Source organism: Halalkalibacillus sediminis (assembly GCF_002844535.1).
Taxonomy (GTDB): domain Bacteria; phylum Bacillota; class Bacilli; order Bacillales; family Alkalibacillaceae; genus Halalkalibacillus_A; species Halalkalibacillus_A sediminis.
Map to the genome: position 1 here is coordinate 999573 of NZ_PJNH01000001.1, position 23705 is coordinate 1023277.

The 23705-nt window shown below is 38.5% G+C and carries 24 protein-coding genes and 1 riboswitch; of the genes, 4 read left to right on the plus strand and 20 right to left on the minus strand.

The window, feature by feature from the left end; translation table 11 throughout:
* Positions 1-56 precede the first annotated feature (56 nt).
* From clpX to CEY16_RS05330, 6 genes are all read right to left on the minus strand, one after another.
* Positions 57-1340, minus strand: a complete 1284-nt coding sequence (clpX, locus tag CEY16_RS05305) for an ATP-dependent protease ATP-binding subunit ClpX (RefSeq protein WP_101331146.1) — start codon at positions 1338-1340, stop codon at positions 57-59.
* Between the two features lie 219 nt (positions 1341-1559).
* Positions 1560-2846 (minus strand): trigger factor, encoded by a 1287-nt coding sequence (gene tig / locus CEY16_RS05310; RefSeq protein WP_101330912.1) that lies wholly within the window; start codon positions 2844-2846, stop codon positions 1560-1562.
* Between the two features lie 140 nt (positions 2847-2986).
* Positions 2987-3976, minus strand: a complete 990-nt coding sequence (locus CEY16_RS05315) for a tetratricopeptide repeat protein (RefSeq protein WP_162297860.1) — start codon at positions 3974-3976, stop codon at positions 2987-2989.
* 201 nt (positions 3977-4177) lie between these two features.
* Positions 4178-5041 carry a fructosamine kinase family protein gene (locus tag CEY16_RS05320; RefSeq protein ID WP_101330914.1) on the minus strand — a complete coding sequence of 288 codons (864 nt, stop codon included), beginning with the start codon at positions 5039-5041 and terminating at the stop codon, positions 4178-4180.
* A gap of 119 nt (positions 5042-5160) precedes the next feature.
* Positions 5161-6435 (minus strand): C40 family peptidase, encoded by a 1275-nt coding sequence (locus tag CEY16_RS05325; protein ID WP_238378752.1) that lies wholly within the window; start codon positions 6433-6435, stop codon positions 5161-5163.
* Between the two features lie 751 nt (positions 6436-7186).
* On the minus strand, positions 7187-7771 hold the full coding sequence (locus CEY16_RS05330) for a class I SAM-dependent methyltransferase (RefSeq protein WP_101330915.1): 585 nt from the start codon (positions 7769-7771) through the stop codon (positions 7187-7189).
* A gap of 354 nt (positions 7772-8125) precedes the next feature.
* Positions 8126-8206: riboswitch (cyclic di-GMP riboswitch) on the plus strand.
* A 23-nt stretch (positions 8207-8229) separates the two neighbouring features.
* Here CEY16_RS05330 and CEY16_RS05335 point away from each other — a divergent pair.
* From CEY16_RS05335 to CEY16_RS05345, 3 genes are all read left to right on the plus strand, one after another.
* Complete coding sequence (locus CEY16_RS05335) at positions 8230-8601, plus strand: response regulator transcription factor (protein ID WP_238378753.1); 372 nt, start codon at positions 8230-8232, stop codon at positions 8599-8601.
* Positions 8602-8703: 102 nt separating this feature from the next.
* On the plus strand, positions 8704-8907 hold the full coding sequence (locus CEY16_RS05340; RefSeq protein ID WP_101330916.1) for a hypothetical protein: 204 nt from the start codon (positions 8704-8706) through the stop codon (positions 8905-8907).
* A gap of 403 nt (positions 8908-9310) precedes the next feature.
* On the plus strand, positions 9311-9700 hold the full coding sequence (locus CEY16_RS05345) for a DUF1259 domain-containing protein (protein ID WP_101330917.1): 390 nt from the start codon (positions 9311-9313) through the stop codon (positions 9698-9700).
* A gap of 787 nt (positions 9701-10487) precedes the next feature.
* On the opposite strand, the gene CEY16_RS05350 is transcribed toward CEY16_RS05345, so the two are convergent.
* Positions 10488-11207: a hypothetical protein gene (locus tag CEY16_RS05350; RefSeq protein ID WP_101330918.1), complete on the minus strand. Its 720-nt coding sequence runs from the start codon at positions 11205-11207 to the stop codon at positions 10488-10490.
* A 114-nt stretch (positions 11208-11321) separates the two neighbouring features.
* Entirely contained in the window at positions 11322-11744 is a 423-nt protein-coding gene (locus tag CEY16_RS05355; RefSeq protein ID WP_101330919.1) for a hypothetical protein, read from the minus strand.
* Positions 11745-11950: 206 nt separating this feature from the next.
* Here CEY16_RS05355 and CEY16_RS15155 point away from each other — a divergent pair, with 206 nt between their 5' ends.
* On the plus strand, positions 11951-12097 hold the full coding sequence (locus CEY16_RS15155; protein WP_162297861.1) for a hypothetical protein: 147 nt from the start codon (positions 11951-11953) through the stop codon (positions 12095-12097).
* A 169-nt stretch (positions 12098-12266) separates the two neighbouring features.
* Here CEY16_RS15155 and CEY16_RS15395 read toward each other — a convergent pair whose 3' ends face one another.
* From CEY16_RS15395 to gpG, 12 genes are all read right to left on the minus strand, one after another.
* Entirely contained in the window at positions 12267-12407 is a 141-nt protein-coding gene (locus CEY16_RS15395; RefSeq protein ID WP_238378754.1) for a hypothetical protein, read from the minus strand.
* Between the two features lie 276 nt (positions 12408-12683).
* Positions 12684-12902: a hypothetical protein gene (locus tag CEY16_RS05360; protein ID WP_101330920.1), complete on the minus strand. Its 219-nt coding sequence runs from the start codon at positions 12900-12902 to the stop codon at positions 12684-12686.
* A gap of 235 nt (positions 12903-13137) precedes the next feature.
* Positions 13138-13512 carry a hypothetical protein gene (locus CEY16_RS05365; RefSeq protein ID WP_101330921.1) on the minus strand — a complete coding sequence of 125 codons (375 nt, stop codon included), beginning with the start codon at positions 13510-13512 and terminating at the stop codon, positions 13138-13140.
* A gap of 62 nt (positions 13513-13574) precedes the next feature.
* Complete coding sequence (locus CEY16_RS05370) at positions 13575-13835, minus strand: phage holin family protein (protein ID WP_101330922.1); 261 nt, start codon at positions 13833-13835, stop codon at positions 13575-13577.
* A gap of 14 nt (positions 13836-13849) precedes the next feature.
* Positions 13850-14644: a peptidoglycan DD-metalloendopeptidase family protein gene (locus tag CEY16_RS15400; RefSeq protein WP_238378755.1), complete on the minus strand. Its 795-nt coding sequence runs from the start codon at positions 14642-14644 to the stop codon at positions 13850-13852.
* A 6-nt stretch (positions 14645-14650) separates the two neighbouring features.
* The gene (locus CEY16_RS05380; RefSeq protein WP_101330923.1) at positions 14651-15091 is read right to left on the minus strand and encodes a phage holin family protein; all 441 of its coding nucleotides are present in this window, start codon (positions 15089-15091) and stop codon (positions 14651-14653) included.
* Between the two features lie 36 nt (positions 15092-15127).
* Positions 15128-15553: a DUF1617 family protein gene (locus tag CEY16_RS05385; RefSeq protein WP_101330924.1), complete on the minus strand. Its 426-nt coding sequence runs from the start codon at positions 15551-15553 to the stop codon at positions 15128-15130.
* Positions 15554-15566: 13 nt separating this feature from the next.
* Complete coding sequence (locus CEY16_RS05390) at positions 15567-18404, minus strand: phage tail spike protein (RefSeq protein WP_101330925.1); 2838 nt, start codon at positions 18402-18404, stop codon at positions 15567-15569.
* Between the two features lie 13 nt (positions 18405-18417).
* Positions 18418-19848: a distal tail protein Dit gene (locus CEY16_RS05395; protein WP_162297862.1), complete on the minus strand. Its 1431-nt coding sequence runs from the start codon at positions 19846-19848 to the stop codon at positions 18418-18420.
* A complete protein-coding gene (locus CEY16_RS05400; RefSeq protein ID WP_101330927.1) occupies positions 19838-23134 on the minus strand; it encodes a phage tail tape measure protein in 3297 nt (1098 codons plus the stop codon). The genes CEY16_RS05395 and CEY16_RS05400 overlap by 11 nt, the downstream gene beginning before the upstream one ends.
* A 15-nt stretch (positions 23135-23149) precedes the next feature.
* Positions 23150-23296: a phage tail assembly chaperone GT gene (gpGT, locus tag CEY16_RS15160; RefSeq protein ID WP_162297863.1), complete on the minus strand. Its 147-nt coding sequence runs from the start codon at positions 23294-23296 to the stop codon at positions 23150-23152.
* A 35-nt stretch (positions 23297-23331) separates the two neighbouring features.
* On the minus strand, positions 23332-23685 hold the full coding sequence (gene gpG, locus CEY16_RS05405) for a phage tail assembly chaperone G (RefSeq protein ID WP_101330928.1): 354 nt from the start codon (positions 23683-23685) through the stop codon (positions 23332-23334).
* Positions 23686-23705: the final 20 nt, after the last annotated feature.

The window sequence follows — 23705 nt, forward strand, 5'->3', positions numbered from 1 at the left end:
ACGGAAAGAGGAGAGTACCCTCTTCATTCATTTATTATTCAATTAGAAAGTCTTACTTATGCACTCTCTCTTGGTGATTCATCATCATTGTAATCAACGACCGATCCGTCTTTCAATACTAATTTTGGACGACCATCATCATTCTCAACCGTTTCTTTTGTGATGATACATTTCTCAATATCTTCACGAGAAGGAAGGTCGAACATCAAATCTAATGTTACACCTTCTATGATTGAACGAAGTCCACGAGCACCTGTTTTACGTTCGATTGCCTTATTAGAAATCGCACGAAGCGCTTCTTCTTCGAACTCAAGCTCGACATCATCGATTTCAAATAACTTCTGGTACTGCTTAGTAAGAGCGTTTTTCGGCTGTGTAAGAATATCAACCAACGCGTCTTCATCTAGCGGCTCAAGTGCACCGATTACTGGCAAACGGCCGATAAACTCTGGAATCAGGCCATAACGAAGTAAGTCTTCAGGAAGAACTTTTGAAATAAGTTCCGCTTGAGAAAGCTCAGACTGCTTCGCTTCAGAACCGAATCCGATCACACGTTCACCTAAACGGCGTTTGACAATCTGGTCGATTCCATCAAAAGCTCCACCGACGATGAATAAAATGTTCGTCGTGTCGATTTGGATGAATTCTTGATGAGGATGCTTGCGTCCACCTTGAGGAGGTACACTAGCTGTTGTACCTTCAAGTATTTTAAGAAGTGCTTGTTGTACACCTTCACCAGATACATCACGAGTGATTGAAGGATTCTCTGATTTCCGAGCAACCTTGTCGATCTCATCAATATAAATAATACCTTTTTCAGCTTTATCAACATCATAGTCAGCAGCTTGGATCAATTTCAGTAAAATGTTTTCTACATCTTCACCTACATAACCAGCTTCTGTTAAAGAAGTTGCGTCAGCAATAGCGAATGGAACATTCAAGATTCTCGCCATTGTTTGTGCAAGTAATGTTTTACCACTACCCGTTGGTCCCATTAGAACAATGTTACTTTTTGAAAGCTCTACATCGTCATCTTTGACATTATTTGAATTCACACGTTTGTAGTGGTTATATACAGCAACAGAAAGAGATCTTTTTGCTTTCTCTTGACCAATCACATAATCGTTCAATACGGAATGGATTTCTTTTGGCTTCGGAATTTCTGTCAATTCCTCTTGCTCAACAGAACCTAATTCTTCTTCTACGATCTCTGTGCAAAGATCGATACACTCATCACATATATATACACCAGGGCCTGCGACAAGCTTACGTACTTGGTCTTGATTTTTACCACAGAACGAACACTTTAGTTGCCCTTTTTCTTCACTAAATTTAAACATACTTTCACCCCATAAACCTATATTTATTACGAATTTCGTGATATGTTTTCTTGCTAAAATCATTTCGTAATTCTCATTATGTACTGCAAAGGAAAAATAGTCAAAAGAAAAACTTATGTGTTTAACTATATGTCAGAAAGGACTATTTTACCCCTTGTAATGTTTACCTAATTTTAAAACAAGGCACGGGATTGACCGCCGCGCCTTGCTAAAAACAAATTATTTAGTTTGACTTTGCTCTACTAAGAAGTCAATTGCTTTTTTCATTTTTAGATCGTCTTTTAACATATCAGTGTTACCGCCAAGCATTTGCTTCAGCTGCTCCACATCTGTTTGATACATCTGAGACATTTCTTCTAGCTGACCTTGAATATCTTCTTCAGTTACTTCTAAGTTTTCAGCGTGAGAAATTGCCTCAAGAGTCAAGTTAGTTTCAACACGTTTCTTCGCATCATCTTTCATCTGGTCTTTTAGAGCTTGCTCGTCTTGACCAGAGAACTGGAAGTACATGTTCAAGTCCATGCCTTGCATTTGTAGGCGTTGTTCGAACTCTTGCATCATGCGGTCTAATTCAGAATCAACCATTGCTTCAGGAATGTCTACAGTTGCGTTTTCAGAAGCTTTTTCAACTAGAGTTTCACGCATTTGGTTATCTGCATCTTGTTGCTTCTGCTCTTCTAGACGTTCACGAGTCTTTTTCTTCAATTCGTCTAATGATTCAACGTCATCATCAACGTCTTTAGCGAATTCGTCATCCATCTCTGGAAGTTCCTTAGTTTTTACATCATGAATTTTAACTTTGAACGTTACAGGTTTACCAGCAAGTTCTTCAGCTTGGTAGTCTTCTGGGAAAGTAAGTTCAATTTCAGTTTCGTCTCCAGCTTTTTTACCAACTAATTGCTCTTCAAAACCAGGGATGAACTGACCAGAACCGATTTCAAGTGTATGGTTCTCAGCAGATCCACCTTCAAAAGCTTCTCCGTCTTTGAAACCTTCGAAATCGATAACGACTGTATCGCCGTCTTCAACTTCTCCTTCTTCTTTTACAACTAGCTCAGCTTGTTTTTCTTGAAGAGACTTCAATTCTTCGTCTACTTCTTCATCTGTTACTGTAGTGTCTTCTTTTTCAACCTCAAGGCCTTTGTACTCGCCGAGTTCTACTTCAGGTTTAACAATTACGTTAGCAGTGAAAATCAAGTTCTTACCTTTTTCGATTTGCTCAACGTCTACGTCTGGCTTATCGACAGGTGTAATTCCTGTTTCTTCTACTGCTTTCATGTAAGCATCAGGTAATACGAAATCAATCGCATCTTGATAAAGAGCTTCTACACCGAAACGTTTTTCGAACATGTTACGAGGCATTTTCCCTTTACGGAAACCTGGTACCTGAACATCTTTCACTACTTTTTTGAAGGCTTGGTCTAATGCACGATCAAATTCTTCGGAATCTACTTCAATCGTTAGGACTCCCTCATTGCCTTCTTTCTTTTCCCATTTTGCTGACATAATTAATTCCCTCCAACATCAAAATCTATTATTCCATTCTTTTTTCGTTTATAAATGGATAAATACGTACTTGCAAAATTGCAACCATCTTATTATAACATAGAACGAACACGGTTCAACACTCATGTTTCGTTAAAAAACTAATCGTCTATTTGTGAAAAATAAACCTTTTCCAAATGCTCGATTTCATCCATCTTTTCTTGATGAATCCTAGATGGTGCTTCTTGTTGTTCATTACTTTCATTCACTTGCAGATAATTCTTCGCTAAATAGAGAACGGATTCAGCGACCAATTCTGCATCCTCCATGTCTGGAGTGTATGGAAATGTGATGTACAAATAGCGATACAAAATCTGTTTCGTAAATTGATACATCGTAGCATCTGATTGCTCCACAGAATCCAAATGTCTCAAACTAGCTTTAGCGAAATCACTTTCTAATACATCCGGCAAAGTAGCCGGTGAAAACCAATCACGTTGATTGAATTTTTCTACTTGGAACCGGTCCGTCACATCTTCATCCATGCACCATTGGAGAATTCCCGTTTTGATTACAGGATTCAAATTGCTGTCGCTCAAATATGGCACTAACTGTTTCAAATAAGGCTGTATGGCATGTTTTCTATGGAAGGATAACAACTTCCACTGTTCTTGGAAATTCCCATTCTCGAGTGAAGTAAAAAAGTGATTCATGTGATCTTCAGCATCTTTAACTGTGGCAGTCGTCTGGAATTGCTTACTCATGTCATAGATTTGCTGGAAAGGTTCTTGGTATTCTTCAGGTAACAATGACATGTCTTGAACCTCATCCAACATATCAATTACTTCACTATATTGACTAGTCTGGAATAAAATCGTCAAATAAATATGTAAGTACTTATAATAATTCTCTTCGTCCTCTTTCATTAATTTACGGCATAAACTAATAGCCTGATCATAGCGTGATAATTCAATCAGGCAAATCACTTTTGCTGTCAGGATATCGTTTGATGCGGCATCGTATGTTTCTAACTTTTTGATATGTAATAATGCTTCTTCATAATTTTGGAGTTTTACAGCTTCGAGACTCTTATCCTCTAACTCCTTCCTCCATCCAGGGAACATGATCAGATCCCCATTTTCGAAATTCATTTCAATCATCCTATTCTGAATTAAGTTACCTTGTTAAACGTTACCCCTTTTCACTTTTTTGAAACATGCCTTATTCACTACTATAACACAACATATTTTCGTATATGTACCTGTTGCAAAAGAAAATTTATAAGCTCGAGGGCAACAGGGTGTTGTTCGCTTTAGCCTAACTGCACGGTGTTGCGAAAATAGGAGAAATTTTTAAGCATACCTTTTCAATATCCTGTCCACTAAACCTCCATAAGATTCACCAAACATGTTCAAATGGACCAATGAGTAATACAGTTGATAAATTGGCTTCAATACCTCGTAATCAGAAGATATCGGATATATCTCGTTATATGCATTATAAAAATCTTGAGTGAACCCTCCAAACATTTCGGTAAATGCAAGGTCAAAGTGTCGGTCGCCGTATAAAAAAGATGGATCAATGACATATGGGGTACCTTTAGGCCCTGGCAACCAGTTTCCACTCCACAGGTCCCCGTGCAAATAACTTGGTGCAATGTCATGTGGAATGTATTTTTCAAGGTTGTCGATTAAATGAATTAATTTCTCTTCCCGTTTATCTGCAATTCGATGGCGTTCTCGACCTAATTCAAGTTGGCGCTCCAAGCGAAAGGTACGATAATAATCGACCCATTCTCTACATAGTTGATTAGGCTGTGGTAAGTCCCCTATGAATGTCTGTTGATCCAACCCATGATATTCAGCATGAGAAAGATGCATCTTTGCGATTCTCTCTCCCAATAACGACTGAGTCTCTTGGGTCGACTCACCCGACATCCATTCCATGACCAGAAAGGACTGACCTGGTTTATCCTGATATGCTAGCACTTCTGGTGTATCGATCGAATCAGTTGACCGGATATTTTCAAGACCTTTAGCCTCCGCTTCAAAAAAATGAGCTGGAGCTGTGGCATGATATTTTACAAAGTATTGATTTTGGTCCATCTCGACATAGTAGCTTTCATTGATTGACCCGCCACTGACTGATTGGATATTGCGAGCTGTACTTGACTCACCTGCCTGCTTTAAAGCTTCATCGATTATTTCATCGAGCATATTGCCACCGCCTAACTTTAATGGTTAACCCTATTGTAGCAAATTCAATCATTAATTTTAAAAACAAAAAGACTGACACCTTTTTAATAGGTATCAGCCTTTTATTGTAAACGTCTAAATTAGTTAACGCGGCGAACGTGTCCCGCGAATTTCTCAGCCCAGTAGCCGCTAGTCATATCAGCTACTGCTACGCCAGTACTGTTCTGTGCACCTAAGAATTTACCTCCACCAAGGTAGATTCCAATGTGTCCATTAGTCTTGTAAGTATTGAAAAATACTAAGTCGCCAGGTTGAGCGTTGCTATAAGATACTTTTGTGCCAACACTTTGTAATGCTGCAGTACTTGACGGAATAGACTTTCCAGCTTGAGCGAATGCCCATGATAGGAAACCAGAACAGTCAAAACCACTTGGAGTCTTACCGCCCCAAACATAAGGAGTACCCATTACTTGATAACCAGCTTGGATTGCTGAAGAATAACTTCCGCTAGTCTTTTTACCTGACTGACTGTTACCAATACTTGACGATTTGTCTTCACTAGTTTTTGAGCTCACAGTTACAATATTCCCATTAGAACTATTGTTAGTTTCGCTAGCAACCGCTCGAGCTTGAGCTCTTTGTTCTCGCTCTTTAGCCGCAATTTCTCCTCGGATGTTGCTTTCAAGTGATGCTAAGTCACTATCTTTCATTTTTAGTTCTTCTTGGAGAGCAATAAGATCAGTTTGTTTATCTTTCATTTCTTCTTTTTTCGATTCAGCTTGTTCTTTTTGATCTGCAATCAAGGTAATCATACCCTCTAACTCTACTTTCATTTCCTCTAGCTCTGAAAGTTTTGATTGCACTTTTGATTGCTTTTCCTCAACCTCTTGCTTATCTTCTTGATGGCTTTCCATCAAATGACGATCAGATTCCATAATTTTATTCACTGCAGCAGTACGGCTGATGAATTCACCAAAATTTTTGGAACCTAGTACAACTTCCATATAATTAATGCTTCCACCCTGCTTTTGGTAGGAAGATAAACGTTCTTTTAAAATATCTAGTCGAAGTTCAATACGTTTTTCAATAATATCAATTTCTTCTTGTAGCTCATCTATATCTTCTTGAGTGATATCAATCTTAGCTTCTGTCTCGTCTAGTTGTTCTTGGTTTTTTTCAGATGCTTCTCTTAGTTGTTCAATTTCTTGATTCAATTCTTCAAGCTCGATTAATAAATCTGCCATTTCACTTTCTGCTTCGGACAAATTGCTTTTGATCTCTTGGCGTTCATCAGCAATTTTGGACTTACGATCTTCAAGGTCATCAATAGTTTCTGCGTGAATAGAGGTACCAATCAGTGCTCCTCCAATAAGAATTGATAAAAAGGTTGCACTCGTCATTTTTTTAAGCTTCAATTCAATCCCTACCTTCACTATGTATCTAATAATCTATAAAATACTTTTAATTCAGCCTAATTGCAAGTCTACCATCAATAAGTTTCACAAAGGTTATCATAATATTACAATTACATTTCAAGAGGAGGTTTTTTGCGACGAATTTCGACAATTCGATCTCAAATTACCAAATAGTTCATTTATAATGTAATTACATGTCAGAAAACAAAAAAACTCAAAAGCACATTTGCTTTTGAGTTGGTAATTTAAATTTAATGGCGTCCCAGGAGCGATTCGAAAGCCTGACCTTTTAGGTCTAGCATTCAGGTTTGTGTAGTTGAGTCACATTCTTATAAACCACTTATACTTTTACTTACTCAAACGTTCACGGTTTTCTTTCCTGGTGAGTACGTTAAGAGCCCAGATTAGTATTAGTGATAGGTAAACGAAAACTTCAACTGCATGAAACCTTATTTGAAGTACATAATACAAAATTATGACTATCAAAAGATATATCAACAATTCTATTGTGTTTAAAGTGTAATCTCTCTTCTATTTGTTTGACATTTCTTTATGTCCTTCCTTTGACGCTGTTACCATTATTATACAATTAGAGAATTCAGTTTGCAAAACAACACGGATAGAATACTTCATATAAAAGTGTCTGTTTCTCCATAGACAAGCATAACAATAAATGAAAGTTTTAGATGCATAGAAGAGCTCTCCAATTAAGGAGAGCTCTTCTCATACTATGACTTTGTAAATATAACTACTATTTTAATTGCGCTTTGAAGAGCAATTCATTGTAAAACAGTCCTTTCGGAAATTTGTTAATGGATAACACATTAAATCCTGCTCTTTTGAAATAACCTAAGTAGGAATCCTCATGTTGAATGAACTCCCCTTTGTCGAGTTTTTTCATTACCCAATTTTTAAGACATTTTTTATTAAGTAAGCAAGGCTCTAAAACGATCACTTCACTGTTTTCATTTTTCAGCACCCGACGAAACTCGGTAATATAGTGATCAATCTTCTCAACTGGTATATGATGCAATACTGCCACAATCATAATGATGTCAACTGAATTATTAGGTAACGGAAGTTGATACCCATGTAATGGTTTGAATTGATATTGTGGATACTTCTTTCTGGAATAACCAATTCTATCTAGGTCCGTGTCTAATCCTATATAATTTATAGGGGAAACAAGTATACAGTTCGCACCCGTTCCTGACCCGAAGTCTAAAACAGTCTTTTGTTTAAAATCACAGTGTTTTTTAATTTGCTGGTGGATATACCTTTCATTGAACCAATTAGGTCTAATGACCAGGTCATAAATGTGAGGGGACAGCTGCATGGTCAATCTCCTTAAATATTTTAAAATATACACTCTTCTCTATCTTGAACTGACTTTTTATTTTTATTCCAGCATATTTAAGGAAAATAATGTTCATAATCTTTTAAGTCAAAGTTATCTTAATGAAAAAAAGAGTGCCTCCAATTAATGGCTTCTCTCTTTATATCATGATATTCAAACATTCATTTACCTTGATAGTTGTAATTAATTTATAACACCAATTTGTTCTTGATTTCTTCATTATTATTTAAATTGTAGTATTTAAACTACTGCTAATGTTCTACCAGAGCAATCTCGCTATGATATAATTAGTAAAAGCTGTACTTGCCAGGGGCCCTGCTCTTGGCTTTTTAAAAACTTAAAGGGCAAACCTTACGAAAGTAAGAGACGCAAAGCCACGGACCTAAGGACTTCTATGGTAGCCGGGCTGCAATCACTTGTCCCTTTCTTGATGGAAGGTGATTTCTATTTATACTGTTGTGTTGGTTGACGATTCATGGTTTATTCGCCAGTGGTTGAAACAAATCTTAGAACAAACGGATCGATATCAGGTCATTGCTGAATCCTCAAATGGCAGAGAGGCTCTTCCTATCTATAAAAAGCACCATCCGGATATAGTAATTATGGACCTCATTATGGATGATTTAGATGGATTTCAAACGTTGTCACTTATGAAAAGACTATTTCCAGATGCTAAAGTCATCATGTGTTCTTCTCTAGCCCAACCTCATATCATCCAGCGATGTTTGGATTTAGGAGCAAAAGACTTTATAGAAAAACCATACTTTGAAGACCTCACTCGAAAATTAGATAAAGTGTTGATCGACTAAGCCAGTAAAAATCTGGCTTTTATTTTTTGCTTTTTTAGTCATTCGCCCATACATCAAGAAATTAGGAACCTAAACTGACGTTAAAAACTCAGGAGGAATTTCATGCGTTTAGATCAAAGAGCAAAAGATTTATTGAGTGAAGCTAGTTTGTATGGATTACTAACAAAAAGGTATGAATATGTGGAACCTCAGAAACACATGAGCTATTACCAAAGACATTTTAATGCTGTAATGCGACTCGAACAATATTTGATGCAACAAGGCTATAACCCTGGTCACGAGATGTCATCTCATCATCAAATGTAGCTATCATGTGTGTTTATTAATTTTATAATTTTGAAGCTACTTACACAAAATATCCTTTGCTTACCTATTTGGACAGTTTCACGTTAACAAAGCTCAAGCCGGAGTTAAAACTTAAAAAAGTAAAGGATTGGATAGTATTTGAATATGTAAATTAATCGCCAGAGCTGAAGCTCTGGCGATTAATTTATCTTTACACTCCCCATTTTATAAACCACCTACTAGACTTCAAAGTTCGATGTTTTGGCAACATTCAAATGATTAACTTCTAATCTACATCGCATTATATCGTGATGTGCATTATTTAAATGATGACTATTTTTTCTCTATTTTATTGACGTTGAATGACCACCTATACAACATATTTCTCCCTACATACCTTGATAGTGTAAGGAGGTGAAAAATAATGTCATCAAGTTGTGATAGATTAGCTAGAATTATTGGTGGTACTCCTCAAGTTTCAGATGGAGTATGTGTTGTTTCTAGACTAAGAAACATAGAAGCATCAATCTTGAACAGAAGAACAAGATCTCCATTAGCTTTACCATTTGCATTATCATTTGAAAATTCAGTAGGTGGGCGAACACTTAACTTGGGTGAAACAGTAATTCTCCAAGAAGAAATTAATCCTTTTATTTCAGCTCTCCGGTGGAGAGGCATAATGGTTACAGCTCTCCATAACCATTGGCTATTTGATGAGCCAAGGTTAATGTATATACACTGGGAAAAAATTGATAATCCATTTGATTTTGCAAGAGATAGTTTTGATGCTGCAGTAGAAGCAGGTTTATTTTAGTATAGTCTTAGCTCTCATTTTGAGAGCTTTCTTTTTTTTAATAAGCAGTACCTTATTTCGTATTTATTTTCTCAGTCTTATATGTACTACAACTTCTGAAATAGAAGCCTGTATTGTGACCTTCTTTCTTCTTGTTCGTATGAAATTTGGGGCCATAACCGTTTCCTCCTTAAAAATTCGCTTAATTGAAGTTCAACAGCTTTCTATTCGGTTGTCCTGCGGCTTAACGTCCAACAATCGACAGCAAAAAAAAATCCGCCAAGTAACCGTTTAATTGGACGATGCCTTTAACGGTTGATATGACGGATTTTTAAAACGTTATTTTTTTAAGAGCGTCCCAGGAGCGATTCGAACGCCCGACCGACAGCTTAGAAGGCTGGTGTAACTTTCAGATTTGTTCAGACTAAGTTGAGTTTCTACCTATTATATATGCGGTTAGACAAACTCTACTTATTTTTGTTCAGACCACTTCAGGACAAATTGTGCTGAAATTCTGCCCCATTCCTGCCCCAACTTGTTGGAAAGAGAATATTACCGCTTGAATTTAAAATAGACCATCAAATATTGATAACTTCCAAGGGGTGTACTTGTGTACGGAACATGTTAAAGGTAAATCAACTCAATTCAAGTGCAGTCAAATAGCTGATATAACAGTGTTTTTAAAATAGGTACATCAATTCGAATAAAACAAATTCAACATGTGGGGGTGGATTGGGGGTGTAGTAAAATAAAAGAAGGGAGCCTTATAAGCTCCCTTCATATTGATGTTGCGTTCGAATTGTTTTGATTAATCGAATTCAACTTTAAATTCAGTTTTTTCCTCAATGGTTTCATAAGAATTTAAATCTGTAACAGAATCAAAAACCACTCTCAAGCTATCTACAACCTCATCGTTCAATATATACCCAACTACATAATTATCTTCGGTACCTGCGTAAACCTCAGGTCCCAAAACGTCTCCGATTATATCCTCCGTGTATGCATCTATTTGTTGTTCATCAGCCACAATAGTATCCATACCATACCAATAAACGTCCTTATCTGAAGTATTTTTAACATTAAACATTATTTGAAGATAGTGAACAGTTTTTTGGTCCGTCCCTAATACTGGTTGAAGATAATTTAAACTCTGTTGATCTAAATCGGTCCACTCCAATACCTTAGCGTTAACTATATCAATCTCTATTGGGCCATGTTCAATTACTTCATCTATTTTTTTGACGTTTATTAGCTCACGTTTTCCAGTACGATCTTCAGCTGTTTCTCCAATCTCCTGCAAAGCCCCGTACCTTTCTTCATTTCGGTCTTGATTGATTTCATTTTCTTCTTCCGATTCATTTTCTGTTTCAGATTCTTCTTGATTGCTGTTATCTCCATTTTCTTCGTGATTAACCCGTTCTTCTTCAGCTTCATCAGCGCTCTCTTTATTAGTATCACTTGCTTGATCATCACCACTACAACCTACTAGCAACATCGCTAAACCCATGAATAGGATAAACTTCTTCATCAAATCCCCCTAGATATGTATTACCATGATTATACAACTAAGGAATTAGGTTTGCAAAATACCCTGGGCACCATAAATAGTTGAAGTGTTAGATAGCGATAACAGTTTAATCACTTACCATTCACCGTTTAACTTCTTCTTTACCATTTCCCAAGCAACCATTCCCCATTGAGATAGTTTCTGCATGTTCTCTGCATCTTTTACGATTTGACTTGTCCGTTGCATAAATTTTCGGTATTTTGAATCGGCTTCTTCTACAGTCCCCGACTGACTTATCTCAAATAAATCTTGGACCAAGCGCATCATCTCTTGATGGTCTTCTCTGCTATCCATCAGAACTTCAAAGATTGCTGGTAAAGAAGCTGTATTCTTTTCAATCCCTTTCAAAGTATCTAATACTTCTTGATCATATTCTGCTTTTCTTCTACTTGCTTCTTGAATTTTTCTTATATTTTCATTTTGTAAGCGAGAAATATTTCTGATGCTTTCAGGTATTCCGCTGTTCTTATTAGGTAGGCTATCATTAAAATTTACCAACTCAAATCACTCCTCCCCTTTTGCAATTCGACATAGAAGTAAAAACCCCTTCCAAAATTTATTCATAATATCCAGTTTTCGAGTGAATTTTGTTCAAATTGGCTAAAAAGTAGTGTATTTAACCACAGAAAACACCCCCTTAAGTCATTTAGCGAATTTCCCATGTAATCATCTATGGGGTAAAGTTTCTTTGAGGAGGGATGATCATGGAAAAAGATAAGAAAGAAAAAAGTGATTACAAAAAATACACTATAGGATGGGTGCTAAAAGAATGGTGTGGTTTCACTGATGAACAAGTCGAAAAATACTTAGATGAAAATGTTAGATGTATTAAAAAAGAGCTCTCCAATTAAGGGGAGCTCAACGTTCTTTCTATAGGTCTAAATTACGTAACTTTAAAACCAATATGATGATCGGAAGTAGAAATAAAACAGCATAGGGCAAGTAATCAATTAGAGCCTGAACCATTTGTTAGAATTTAAGTATGGCATTACCATTTTTTCACCTCAAATTATTCAAAATTTAACCACCGGATTTTGTATCCACCATTAGTCTATACGCAACCTGCTCAATAGCCTCAATCATCTCTGCTATCTGAAAACACAGGACGATAAGGGAAATAGCAATAGTAAGTAAAATCAAAATTTTAAAACTCTCTTTCATATAACAACCACTCCCTGACCCATTTTCAGCTATTGTATATTGTAATTAATATACTCTAAGTTTTGTCGTATTTTTTCTAATTCATTTGCTTGTGCATTCATTTGGAGAACGATAAATATAAGGGTAATCAATATTCCAATTAATATAAAAGTTAAAAGCCTTTGATTGAATACTGTCATCACTTAATCCCCTTTTTATAATTACCTTTAATACTTTTATTTTACATTTATTGGTTTATATTGCAATACCTTCTTTAATAATAAATTTCTTATATCTTTAAGATACCTCTTTCTTTGATCGATGTGGCAAAGCAGATAGGACATTCTCTTTCTTGAATGAGCGCACGGCTTTCTTATAGAAACAATAAGCCAGAATGGAGTTCTGGTCCACACGAACGACCCGAATAAAGCGTTGAGATAGTTGCCCGTCTTGGTCAACATAAATCAAATTTATCTTTTGCTTGTTTTCCAGTGCTCTTTCGAATATAGAATCCATGTACTTCACCCCACAATTACGAACATTTGTTCTTATTATAACATAAAAAAATGACCCTGCAAGCGAGGTGCAGGGTTACATAATTATGATTTATTGTTATAAATTTTTTATAAATTAACATACCCAGAAGGAGAATCATTAGATTTAGATGAATTTATAAATTTTGAGACACGAGAACCCTACTAGAGCTAAGAACTTTTATATAAATGCTCCACAGATCTTGGGGCATTATTCATTATCCCCTAGGGATAGAGTGCTCCAGCTCTTCTTCTAACATTTTATAAATTTTTTCTTTTAATTGTTTAACTTTTTCATCTACTGCTTCAGCATGTTCGCTTTGACTATTAACTGCCTCACGATTTATTTCATCTTGTATAATTGGTTCAAAGTAGTCTATTAGATCTTGCCGTTGAGATGCAACATAAATTACTAAGTCATTATGAACTTGTTTATTACGCATTTTGCTTTGTTCCTCGTAGAATTTCATCAGTTCATTTTTTATTTGATCTTCTTGATTACCTAATAAATCTGCATAATAGTTGCTAGCAGCATAGGTTGTCCCACTTCCGAGTAATAATCCAACCAATAAAAAGGCTATTACTTTTTTCAAATCTATTCTCCTCCTTAAACAACTCCATCTATTTAATCCTATTTTTATTTTTAATTTATTATTCACAATTCACTAGAAATGTTTTTATTTTGCTTTACTAATTGATGCCCTAGCACTGCAGCACCAGCAACTAAAATACCTTGAATCACCGCCTCTATACTCATACCAATTAAAAAGACCGCTAACACCACACTGATAAACAACAAAATCAGTGGAATGTAACGGTCAAGTAGAAAGGGAAGTTCTTTCAGAAACTTACCTAAAATGATAAGCACTGGAATTAGTATTAACGCTTCTTCGATGATATATTCTCGAAATTCCAATTACGTTCACCTCCTTAATTTACTTCTGCGCCAGTACTTGGTGCGACATAGATATTTCCTTTTCCAAAGTCATTAGAATTGATGGTCACAACGTCTTTTTGAGGCTTGTCCAATACTTCATAAACTAGGCCACCGAATTTTTTCGGGTTCAGGAATGCCATCTCATTCCCTTTCACTGGTGCTACATTGGTTGGGTAAATTCTCCACGAGTCAGCTGTTACAGGCAGGTATACTTTCTCAACGTCATCGTATTTAATCTTCTGACCGACTTGGATCACATTTTCATTCTTGATGTTGTTAATGCGTGCTAGCTCGTCAACCGAAGAACCGACTTTCTTCGCAATTACTGAAAGCGTATCTCCTGGTTGGACCGTATACTCACCACTACTGGATTGAGGATATAAGTCTCTACCTAAATACTTCTCTGGATCAACCGCATTGGATTTGTCGTAATTCCATTTCCCTTTGTGCAACTCAAAGTGTAGGTGCTGACCGAACGAACGACCAGTGTTACCCATCACACCAATAATTTGACCTTGTGAAACGGTTTGGCCAGGAAATACCTTCCGTGAGCCTTCAAGTAAATGAGCGTATAAAGTCTGCCAAGTTTGACCATTGATTCTATGTTCAAGAATAATTGTCTCTCCATAGCTTGAAGACGAATAAGATTTCACAACGGTACCTGCAGCTGCAGCTTTAATCGATTGGTGGCCAGGCCGTGCAAAATCCGTTCCGTTATGATCAGGTCTTGAAGCTGTTCTAAACTTACTTGTCACTCTCTTAACTGTTGGATAGATAAATGTCGTCATTTCTCATCAACCTTTCTTTTCATAAGATTTGTCTTTAAAAAATTCAATCGATCGTCTTAACAGCGGAGGAATAGGCACGTGTAATCGCCCTAAATTCTCACTAATGCTGATAAATTCATTTACCAGGTAATAAATAATCGTGGCTGCCATAACACTTAACTTCATATCACCAATCACGATTGGATCTCCTATTTGAAATAAATAAATTTGATCGATTACTTGTGCTATAGCCACTAGCCCAAAAATCATGATCTTCTTTGGAATGCCCCAAAAAGCAACGTCTGCTTTCAATTTCCCTTCATATCCTGCTGCAACAATACCCGTCAAGAAATCGAATGACACAAAAAAGATGAGCGCCCCCAACAAAATAGACCACTCACCAAACAACCAACTGAACACAACTGCAGCTCCTGCTGTTAATATTTTTGCATTGTTTACCACATCCACATTTTGCCCCCCTCGTTCCGACATAAAAAATACGCCTTAATCGGCGCTTAATCCTTGCTCTTCGAATTGCTCACAGAGGTAGTCATAAGCTTCTGCTTCTTGCCCTTTCCACTCTTCTTCTGAGTTCAATAACACATGGCCAATCGTCTTAAGTGGTTCCGTCATGTTCTCTCCTTCAAGTATATATTCTTCCTGGTGTAACTCGTTCATGTCTTTCGAAAAAATTTCTACGTCTTTCACATGATACCCTTTACCGTCAGACGTTCTCTTAGGATTTCCTTTGTCATCTTGATAACAGTGCTCTTTAATGAGCACGTGCTCTTGTTCCACGATCTCTTTCACTTGTTCATTCAGAGCCTTAATAACTTTTGAACGGTGCCGCGATGATCGTCCTTTTAAACTTAGATTTGATAATAGATTTATTGCCTGAGTCACCATTCGGTTTGGTAATTTTAGTTGCATTATGCATTCCCCTTTACGCAATTTGATTTTCTAACGCTTCAACTCTTGTCGATAAATCTTGAATATGTTGATCATGAGCATCATACAAAGTGTTTAACTCCTGGATTGCTTTTAGAGATAAGCTATTCATTAGATATTGCTCGACACCTTCGCCGGTTTCATCAATCACTTCCTCTGGGGTTGCGTACCCATCACCAATGACATAACCAAATCGAATTTTATCAATATCATTTTCGACATCTGAAATCAGGCGATATTTCTGTAATGTGGAGTTCATAATGATATCTAAGGCAGAGCCTTCCCACGGTTCGATATCCTGTTTGTATTCCTCAAGAGATCCTGTGGGGAAACTTGAAGCTCTTGCCGGACGGTAACTACCTGTGGTCCCTAGTGCAGTTACTCGAAGCTCTCCGCTGCTTGAAGGTCTGACATATATATTAGAAGCGCCTGTGTCTACAGCATCAGTAGTGATAAATCCGTTTGTTAAAATGGCGCCCGTGACGATTCTTTGGGGGTTTCCGCTATGATCTTGGAACCTAATATCATATGGTGCTTTTAAATCAAGGTTTCCGCCTGACTTAATATACATATATCCAGCATTTTCAATATTTCCATCTAACCGTATATTTCCGGAAAACTCTGCACCGTTAGCATGAGTAACTTTGAACCTTGTAGAACTTCCCTCACTTTCAACACTAAAAATACTGGCCCCTATGTTAGGATTATCAATGGGTCTTACACCGATTCCAGTACTTTCATTTTGTGAAGAACCTATTTCAAAGTTCCCAAAACTTATTCTATTTAAGAACGATATATTTGCGTCATTATGCGTAGAAACGGTGTCTATTTTAACCTGAGAATTAAACTCTACTACGTCCGGATATATTTCTACCTCAGCACCGCCTGGAAAGTTTACGCCGTTTTGTTCGCTGTAACTATCCCCTCTTACACCTAACTTCAACCCGTTATATGCGTGTAGTTTTCCATCACGATTGTCAAAATCATATGAAATGTTAACTGAGTTATTTAGTACGTTATTTACTAAGAAATTGTCTTTACCAACATATAGCAACGGGATATCTTCATACCACATGCCTACTTGCTTATAGTTACTGTCCGTAAGAGACAGGCCGTTATCCATGTTGGTGTATCGATAACTCGCATAGAATCCTCTATTTCCAGTACTATTGTTGATTGCAAGTTGTGCTTGGCTGATGTCCAAAGTAGATCTATCGGTCCAATCACCTGCAGTACTGACGGTTTGTATATTATCCCCTTGAATTTCTACATAACCTTCATTTGTTTCACTATAAAACACAGCACCCTCGAACAGTGACCCTTCGAAGGTTCCTCCTGTAAAGGTCTTCCCTACGAAACTTCCACTAACCATTTGCTCGGCAACCACCAGACCGGTGTATACCCCGTTCTCATCAATATAGGTACCTTGGGCGTTCCAAGTACCCGCACTTTGAATTTGACTATCCGTTAATTGCCCTGCAAGCCAGTCGACATTCAAGGTACCATCGGCATTGAACACACCCGCTTTATTCCAGGTATCGATGTTGGTATTGACCGTGCTCTTTGTCGGCTCATATTGGTTATAGGCATAATTTTCAGCATTGTCTTGTGCTGCCTGTGCTTCTTGAAAGGCATATGATTTCCCATCAGCGAGAATGGCTCCATCTTTATCATCTATCTGCGTCTTGTCATATGTGTAATTTGCCAGTTCCTCTTGACCGATTTTAAAAGCTACCTGTTTTCGCAAGTTCCGCCAGATTGATAGAACTTCTTGCTCGGTGAATTCAATATAATCGCCTAAAACGATTTTCAATTGAGCATCTTGCTTAATGCTCCCTTCAAACGTATGAACACGCGCTTGAAGATATAAAGCCGGATTAAATTTTTTATCTTTCACACGAACCGTATCACCCACGAATACCTCTTGTCCCAACTTATTCGATAATGTAGCGATATCCGTCGAATATTCGACCGTGGCATTCACGCGTTTTTCTAGTTCGTTTTCAGTTAACGTGTCTAAACGTTCTTGCGTCATTTCAGAGTCGGTTGATTCGGGATAGTAGACATCATATAGGTGCTGAAGGTTTCCGTTTACATCTGGAACCCCCCACCGTTTTAAAGCCTCATCATTTTCGATTAATGCCGTTTTAACATTACCCTCGGTATCTGGTGGACTCACCCCTAGTAAAGCTGTGATGATCTTCGTTGACTTACTTTTACGCTCAATGCCTAGTAAATTGCGTCCAAACGTCACTTCAAAACCACGCCACCTGCCCACACGCTCGATCATATCGACATAGCGAAAGATGTAACCATTCTCAATAGCAATTCTGAATTGGAGCTCAAGATTAAACTCACTGGCCAACCGTTTTAAGAAGCTATACGGATTGGTGTGCTCTTCAATGTTGAAGGATCGTAAAGTCGTATGGGCAATTTGACCCGTTATCCATCCTGTGCCTTGCAGAATTGAGTCGACATGATAAGAAGCTGTTTCTGTACTCGTTTGTTGAGGATTGATAATTTTAGCTTTTTTGAGACGTAAATAGCTACCTGAAGACCACACTTGAATCGCATGGCTTCCATCACGTTTTAGCTTTTGCTTATGCTCATCAATCAAAAATTCAGCATAGCCAGTCTTAGGGTCCGGAATGATCAGACGGTTCTGATCTTGAATGTACTTCGAAAAACCTTTATCCGCTGAAGTGGTGAAATCAAACGTATCACGGTGATTGTTTAGCTGAATCTTGCGATAGTCTTGCCAGTAGTTAGATTCCGTAATATAATCTAAAATCTTGCCTGTTTGTTTATCCGCTATATGAATCAATGACTGCAATAGTGTTCACCTCCTATTGATCTCTCGGTCGATATCGGACCACGCCTTGAACATCTCCATCCGGTAATGCGGTCAACGTTCGTTCACCTGGCTTTAACTTAAATGGTGTAGCTCCAAAGTCTTTCAAGTCGTTTCGCAACTCACCATTGATACGTATTTCAGGATCATGCTCATTATCATCTCGGTGATCGAAGATAATTTCATCACCCGCTTGGGCAATATAGGGAACGCCTTGTACATCATTTAATTGATAGCAACGCATGAGAAGAACTTTCATATCTTCTTCATTCGTATCGTAAAATTTTTGAAAAGATAATTGAATCTGTGAAATTTCTTGAGTTGATTGGTCCGACTCAATCGTTCGTCTCCATTCTTTCTCCACAATACGACCGACGCCAGTTCTCAAATGCTGCATAATGAGTGTCCATTGGTTTCCTTCACGAATGACTTTCATTCTTCCGTATACATCCTTTAAGGTTTTCGGTAACGTCAAATAGTCCGTGACTGCGCCACCTTCCAACTCTAATTGCACCCCAAAGTGGTCTTGACCAATCCACTTATCTTCGATAAACGCACGAAAGACGATATTATTGTTACTATCCAGTCCATACATTTCGATTCGTCCGACATTTCCACCTATATTTTCCGCAAAAAAACGAAAGCCCATATCGGCTTTAAAGTTCTGGACCGCAGAGGACAAACTGTGTTTAAGCGCAGGCCCGTGCCACTCTTGCACGTCAGGATTGGGGGCGTCAAACACAGGCGAAAAACCTGTTGAATCAAACTCCATCGAACCGTTGATATAACCTTCAGCCACCATATCGGTTGATACCCAGCCAACCATCGATTCCATTCCGTGATAGAAGACTTCGGTTTCGGATTCCTCTGGTGTTTGGCTGACGTCTATTGGTTGACCAATCATCATGTATTCATCACCGTTTGAGACGAGCGCGAACGTAATCGGTGCCAAAACCCCCAGTTCGAAAATCGGTTCGGTTTCGTCTGTGCCCTTTACCGTGAACACTTCACTCGTAATATTTTCCGTTTTTTCGGGTTTTATTTTATAAGGCAAACATAAAAACGTCAGCGTCCCTTGCCTGAGCGTCGGGGCAGGTCGTGCATAATTTGATATCTCGCCTGTCACTCTTCCTACATACGTTTTCCCTGGGACATTATCAAACTCGATTTCTACGTCTTCTTCTGTCAGAATCCAAGTTTTTAATTCATCAAGCAGCTGCTGTTCATGTTCCTCGCCTTTCACTGTGAAACCAATCGGTTGATCGACACGAATTAGATTAAACGTAGTGGAAACAATGCGAGCCCCCTTCATGCCTGGGGTTTGTAACAACTCATGGTCCCGTGGAGCGAATGGAGATTCCTTACGACCTCTCAGTAAATACAACCATTCTTTTCTAGTGCCATTTAAGGTTAAACTATCCGGCAAATTGTTCACCTCTTTCTTGATCCCGTTCGATAAACTCAGCGGTGGTTTTATACGTTCGTCGGCTCAATTCTTCCCCGTCCATCTCGTTCACAACATTAACAAAGACGGTGGCTTCACCTTGCAGCTGCTGACCAGTAATATTATTCATCACTCGATTGAGGTCAGTATCTGTTCTGGCCCCTGTAGCATAGCCAGGGATATTGTTGATCGCGCTTAAAATTTTCATGGATTCATCATGAGGGAACACTTTATAGCCTGCTGGACGATTATAAATACCAAGACCTAACAACTCTGCTTTATTACCCATCATGCCGATTTCAATACCTTTTTCACCAGCTAAAAATTCACCGCCAGGGTGGAAACTCGTTCCTTCAGCATAAGCAAGTCTTTGGTAGCCAGGGTCCGGAGCGTTATAACTAAGATTCACGCGTTTGGTAACGTCAGCAGCAATTTCACGGTTTATGGATGAAATGCTCGGGTGCGTTCGAAAATAAAGGTCCTTTTCGTAAGTTGTTTCTGCAGCTAATCGATTAATTTCTTGGAGTTCACCTTTCGCATCTCTTAACCGTGAACGCTGTTTCGAGATTTCATCTTTTCCTTCTCGGTATTGCTGGTTTGTAAGTTGTCCGGTTCGAAGATGTTCCTCTAACTTCTGCTCCTTTTTATCTAAAGCGAGCAACTCTCTATTGACCGCGATGATCCCTTGCCCTTTCTCAGCATTCAAATCAAGTTCGGAGAGGATTAAAGCTTCGTATTTATATTTTAGATTATCCATTTTTTTGAGTTGCGAATTCGTTTTTTGGAGTTCGTCTTCTTTTCCATCCACTAATGATTTTTGATCACTTAACTTTTCTTCGGCCTGTTCAAGTTCTTTTTCGTTGGCTAAAATATTATCCTTAGTTCTGGCAATTTCCTTGACCTTTTCCTGCACAATTTTACTCTGTTTGTCGTACCCTTGATTCAATAAACTTTGAAGCTCTTGATTCAACGTATTTTCTCTGTTTTGGTACTCTGTACTCTTGGTTAATAAACCATTGTACTTTTCTTGAAACGTGCCTCGTTTTTGTTTCGCAATTGTTAATTCATTTTCTAACTCTGTTTGGGCTTCCAATAATGCTTTTTCATTTCGAAGACCTTCTAACAATTCAGTTTCAGCTTCGGCTAACATCTCTTTCCGTTTTTCAGCATTTAATTCTTTTAACGCCTTTAAGTTGTCTGCATATGCATTACCTTCTTCGCTGATTGCCTTAGCTGTATTAGGTGCTTTCTCTATGATCTTGTCATTTAACCCTAGAAACTCCTCCATCTCACCATTGGTCATCTCAGATTTTTTCAAAAGACGTTGTTGTTCATCTTTCAAATCTTTCACTTTATCCGGTGCAGACGTACTAGACAGGTCATCTAAGACGTCCATATAGCGAAGCATTTCATCTTTGGTTAACTTGTTCTTCTCTTCTAATTCTTCAAATTGGGCAATTAAATTGTCCGTTTTATTGATCTCTTTTTGCATCTTTTCAACGGTCTCTAAACTGACTTCATTCAGCTTTTCTTTATCTTTGGTGAGGTAGCCGACAGTAGCACCTAATGCACCCAAGCCAGCGATTCCCCAACCAACAGGTCCACTCAGCCCAAGTCCAGCAATTCGTCCTAATAAGCCAACTCCACGTGCCTTTCCAAGTAAAGAGAATAACCCTTTTCCTGCGCCAATGAGCGTCGTCGCCCCTTTGGCAACACCAACTAACGCAAAGCCGGCAGGTCCGGCAACTGCAACAAGACCACCTATTTTCACAATATTTTCTTGTGTTTCAGAAGATAAATCGGCAAAAGCTTCGGTTAAATCCGTTACTGAATCCGCAATGCTCGGCAGTATATCTTCACCAAGATCAAGTAAAATTTCCCCTGCAGGTTCTAAGTCATCCTGAAAATCTCTCCACATCGCAGTAGCGTGTGTGCCAAAATTATCGTATAAGGCGTCACCAGCTTTTTCAGTGGCTCCTTCAACTTCTCCAAGCATATCCGTTGCGGGGTCCAGTGAGAGAATAACTTTTTCTCGAACGTCTTCCCACATGGTACCGAATAAAGCAACTCCAGCTTGGTTTCGTTCCACTTCATCTTCCATATTGGCTAAAGCCGAGACCGTGACTGCAAAAGCGTCCTGAGCTGAATCGCCACCTTTAGCCATTTTTTTAGCCATATCATCAGCCTCAAGACCAATCGCTTCGAATCCTTCAGCTGTAGCATCGGTACCATCAGTCGCTCGAACTTGGAATTCTTTAACCGCATCGCCGACTTTGTCTAAATTAAAGGCCCCGTTCTGAGCACCTTGAATTAATGTATTGAACATCCCATCAATGGAAAAACCAGCATCCGAGAATTGAACGCTGTACTCACTAATGGTGTCCAGTAAATCTTGGGCAAAGTCGCCACCTTCTTGCGCTGCTCGTGTAAGATAATCAAAAGCCTTGGTGCCATCGACCCCGAAGTTTTCAATAAGCGACCGTGCTGCACGAACACTTTCATTGAAATCGTACTGAAAGGTGTCACGTAAGATAAAGGCTTGTTTCGTCACCGTTTTCAGTTCGACATCAGACAAATCTTGCATATTCTGAGCGATCAAAGAAAGAGTCTCAGAAACTTCGTTCATGTCCTGCCCAAAGGCATCGACCCATAATTCCTCAGCCACATCATTTAACTCTTCAGCCCGTTCTGCTGTTACTCCAAGGCGAGCTTCAATTCGGCCAGCCGATCGATCAAAGTCATCGGCAAGATTCCCCATGAATAACCCTGCACCGGATAATGGAAGGGTGATTCCGGTTGAAAGTGCTTTTCCGGCATTCATGAATCCGTCGGCGGTTTTATCGACTCTTTTTTCCAATTTGGCTAAAGAGGAATTCGCCCGTTCTTGTTCTTGACGCATTTGGTGAAGCTCATCAGTCGCATTATTCACGTATCGGTCGAGGTTGTTTAAAGCCGCAGCTTGATGATTATATTCTCGCATCGCTTTTTCAGCTTCTTTAGAACCCTTCCCATTCGCTTCGACCATACGATCATACTCTTTTCGTGCCTCACTGGTTACACGTTCTTGCGCCTGTAATTTCTTATTCAACCCCTGCAGGCGCTTTTCATACTTCTCTATGGTTCGGTCGCCTCGATCAAACGCTGACATATTGGACTTCATTTCGCTATTAACCGTCTTTAATTGGTCTTTAGCACCTTTTAACCCACGGTTTAATCCAGCAGTATTTAAATCCAAATCAATGGAAAGGCCTTCTACTCGTTGTACCAACGTTCTCCCTCCTTCCTATCCTCCGAATGCAGCAATGAGAGATGTTTTCTCATCTGGTTTTTCATCCTCACCTAATAAATTAATTACGAAATAATAGGGCATGTTCAAAACTTCATTAATGTCTTTGCCGTTTTTCATCCACTTTAGGATCCAGCGATCCATATCCTCTTTTTGTTGTTTGAAGGTGTAGATATCACCTACTTCTTCGTCTCCAGATACTTTTTTGTATCATCGTCCTGGATGCCTCGAGCAGCAAAAATGATTTGTTCTTGTAACTTCCGAGTCGCGTCTGGACCGTGTAGACCGTTAAACAATTCCTCTTTGGTGAATTGTTGGTCATATAAATCAACCACGAAGATTAAGAGGTTATCAATCAACTCTCGTTCTGATTTAGCGGTACCAGCTGAAGAGTTGATTTTCTCTAATGTATCAACAGCTTCGTAAACTTTTTTCATCGGAATAAAGAGTGGTGTTAAGTATTTTTCAGTGACAAGCTCACCTTGCTTCACATCTTTGACAAGCTCAATCATATTGCGTTTTAAATCTGCCATTTCAAAATGCCTCCTCATAT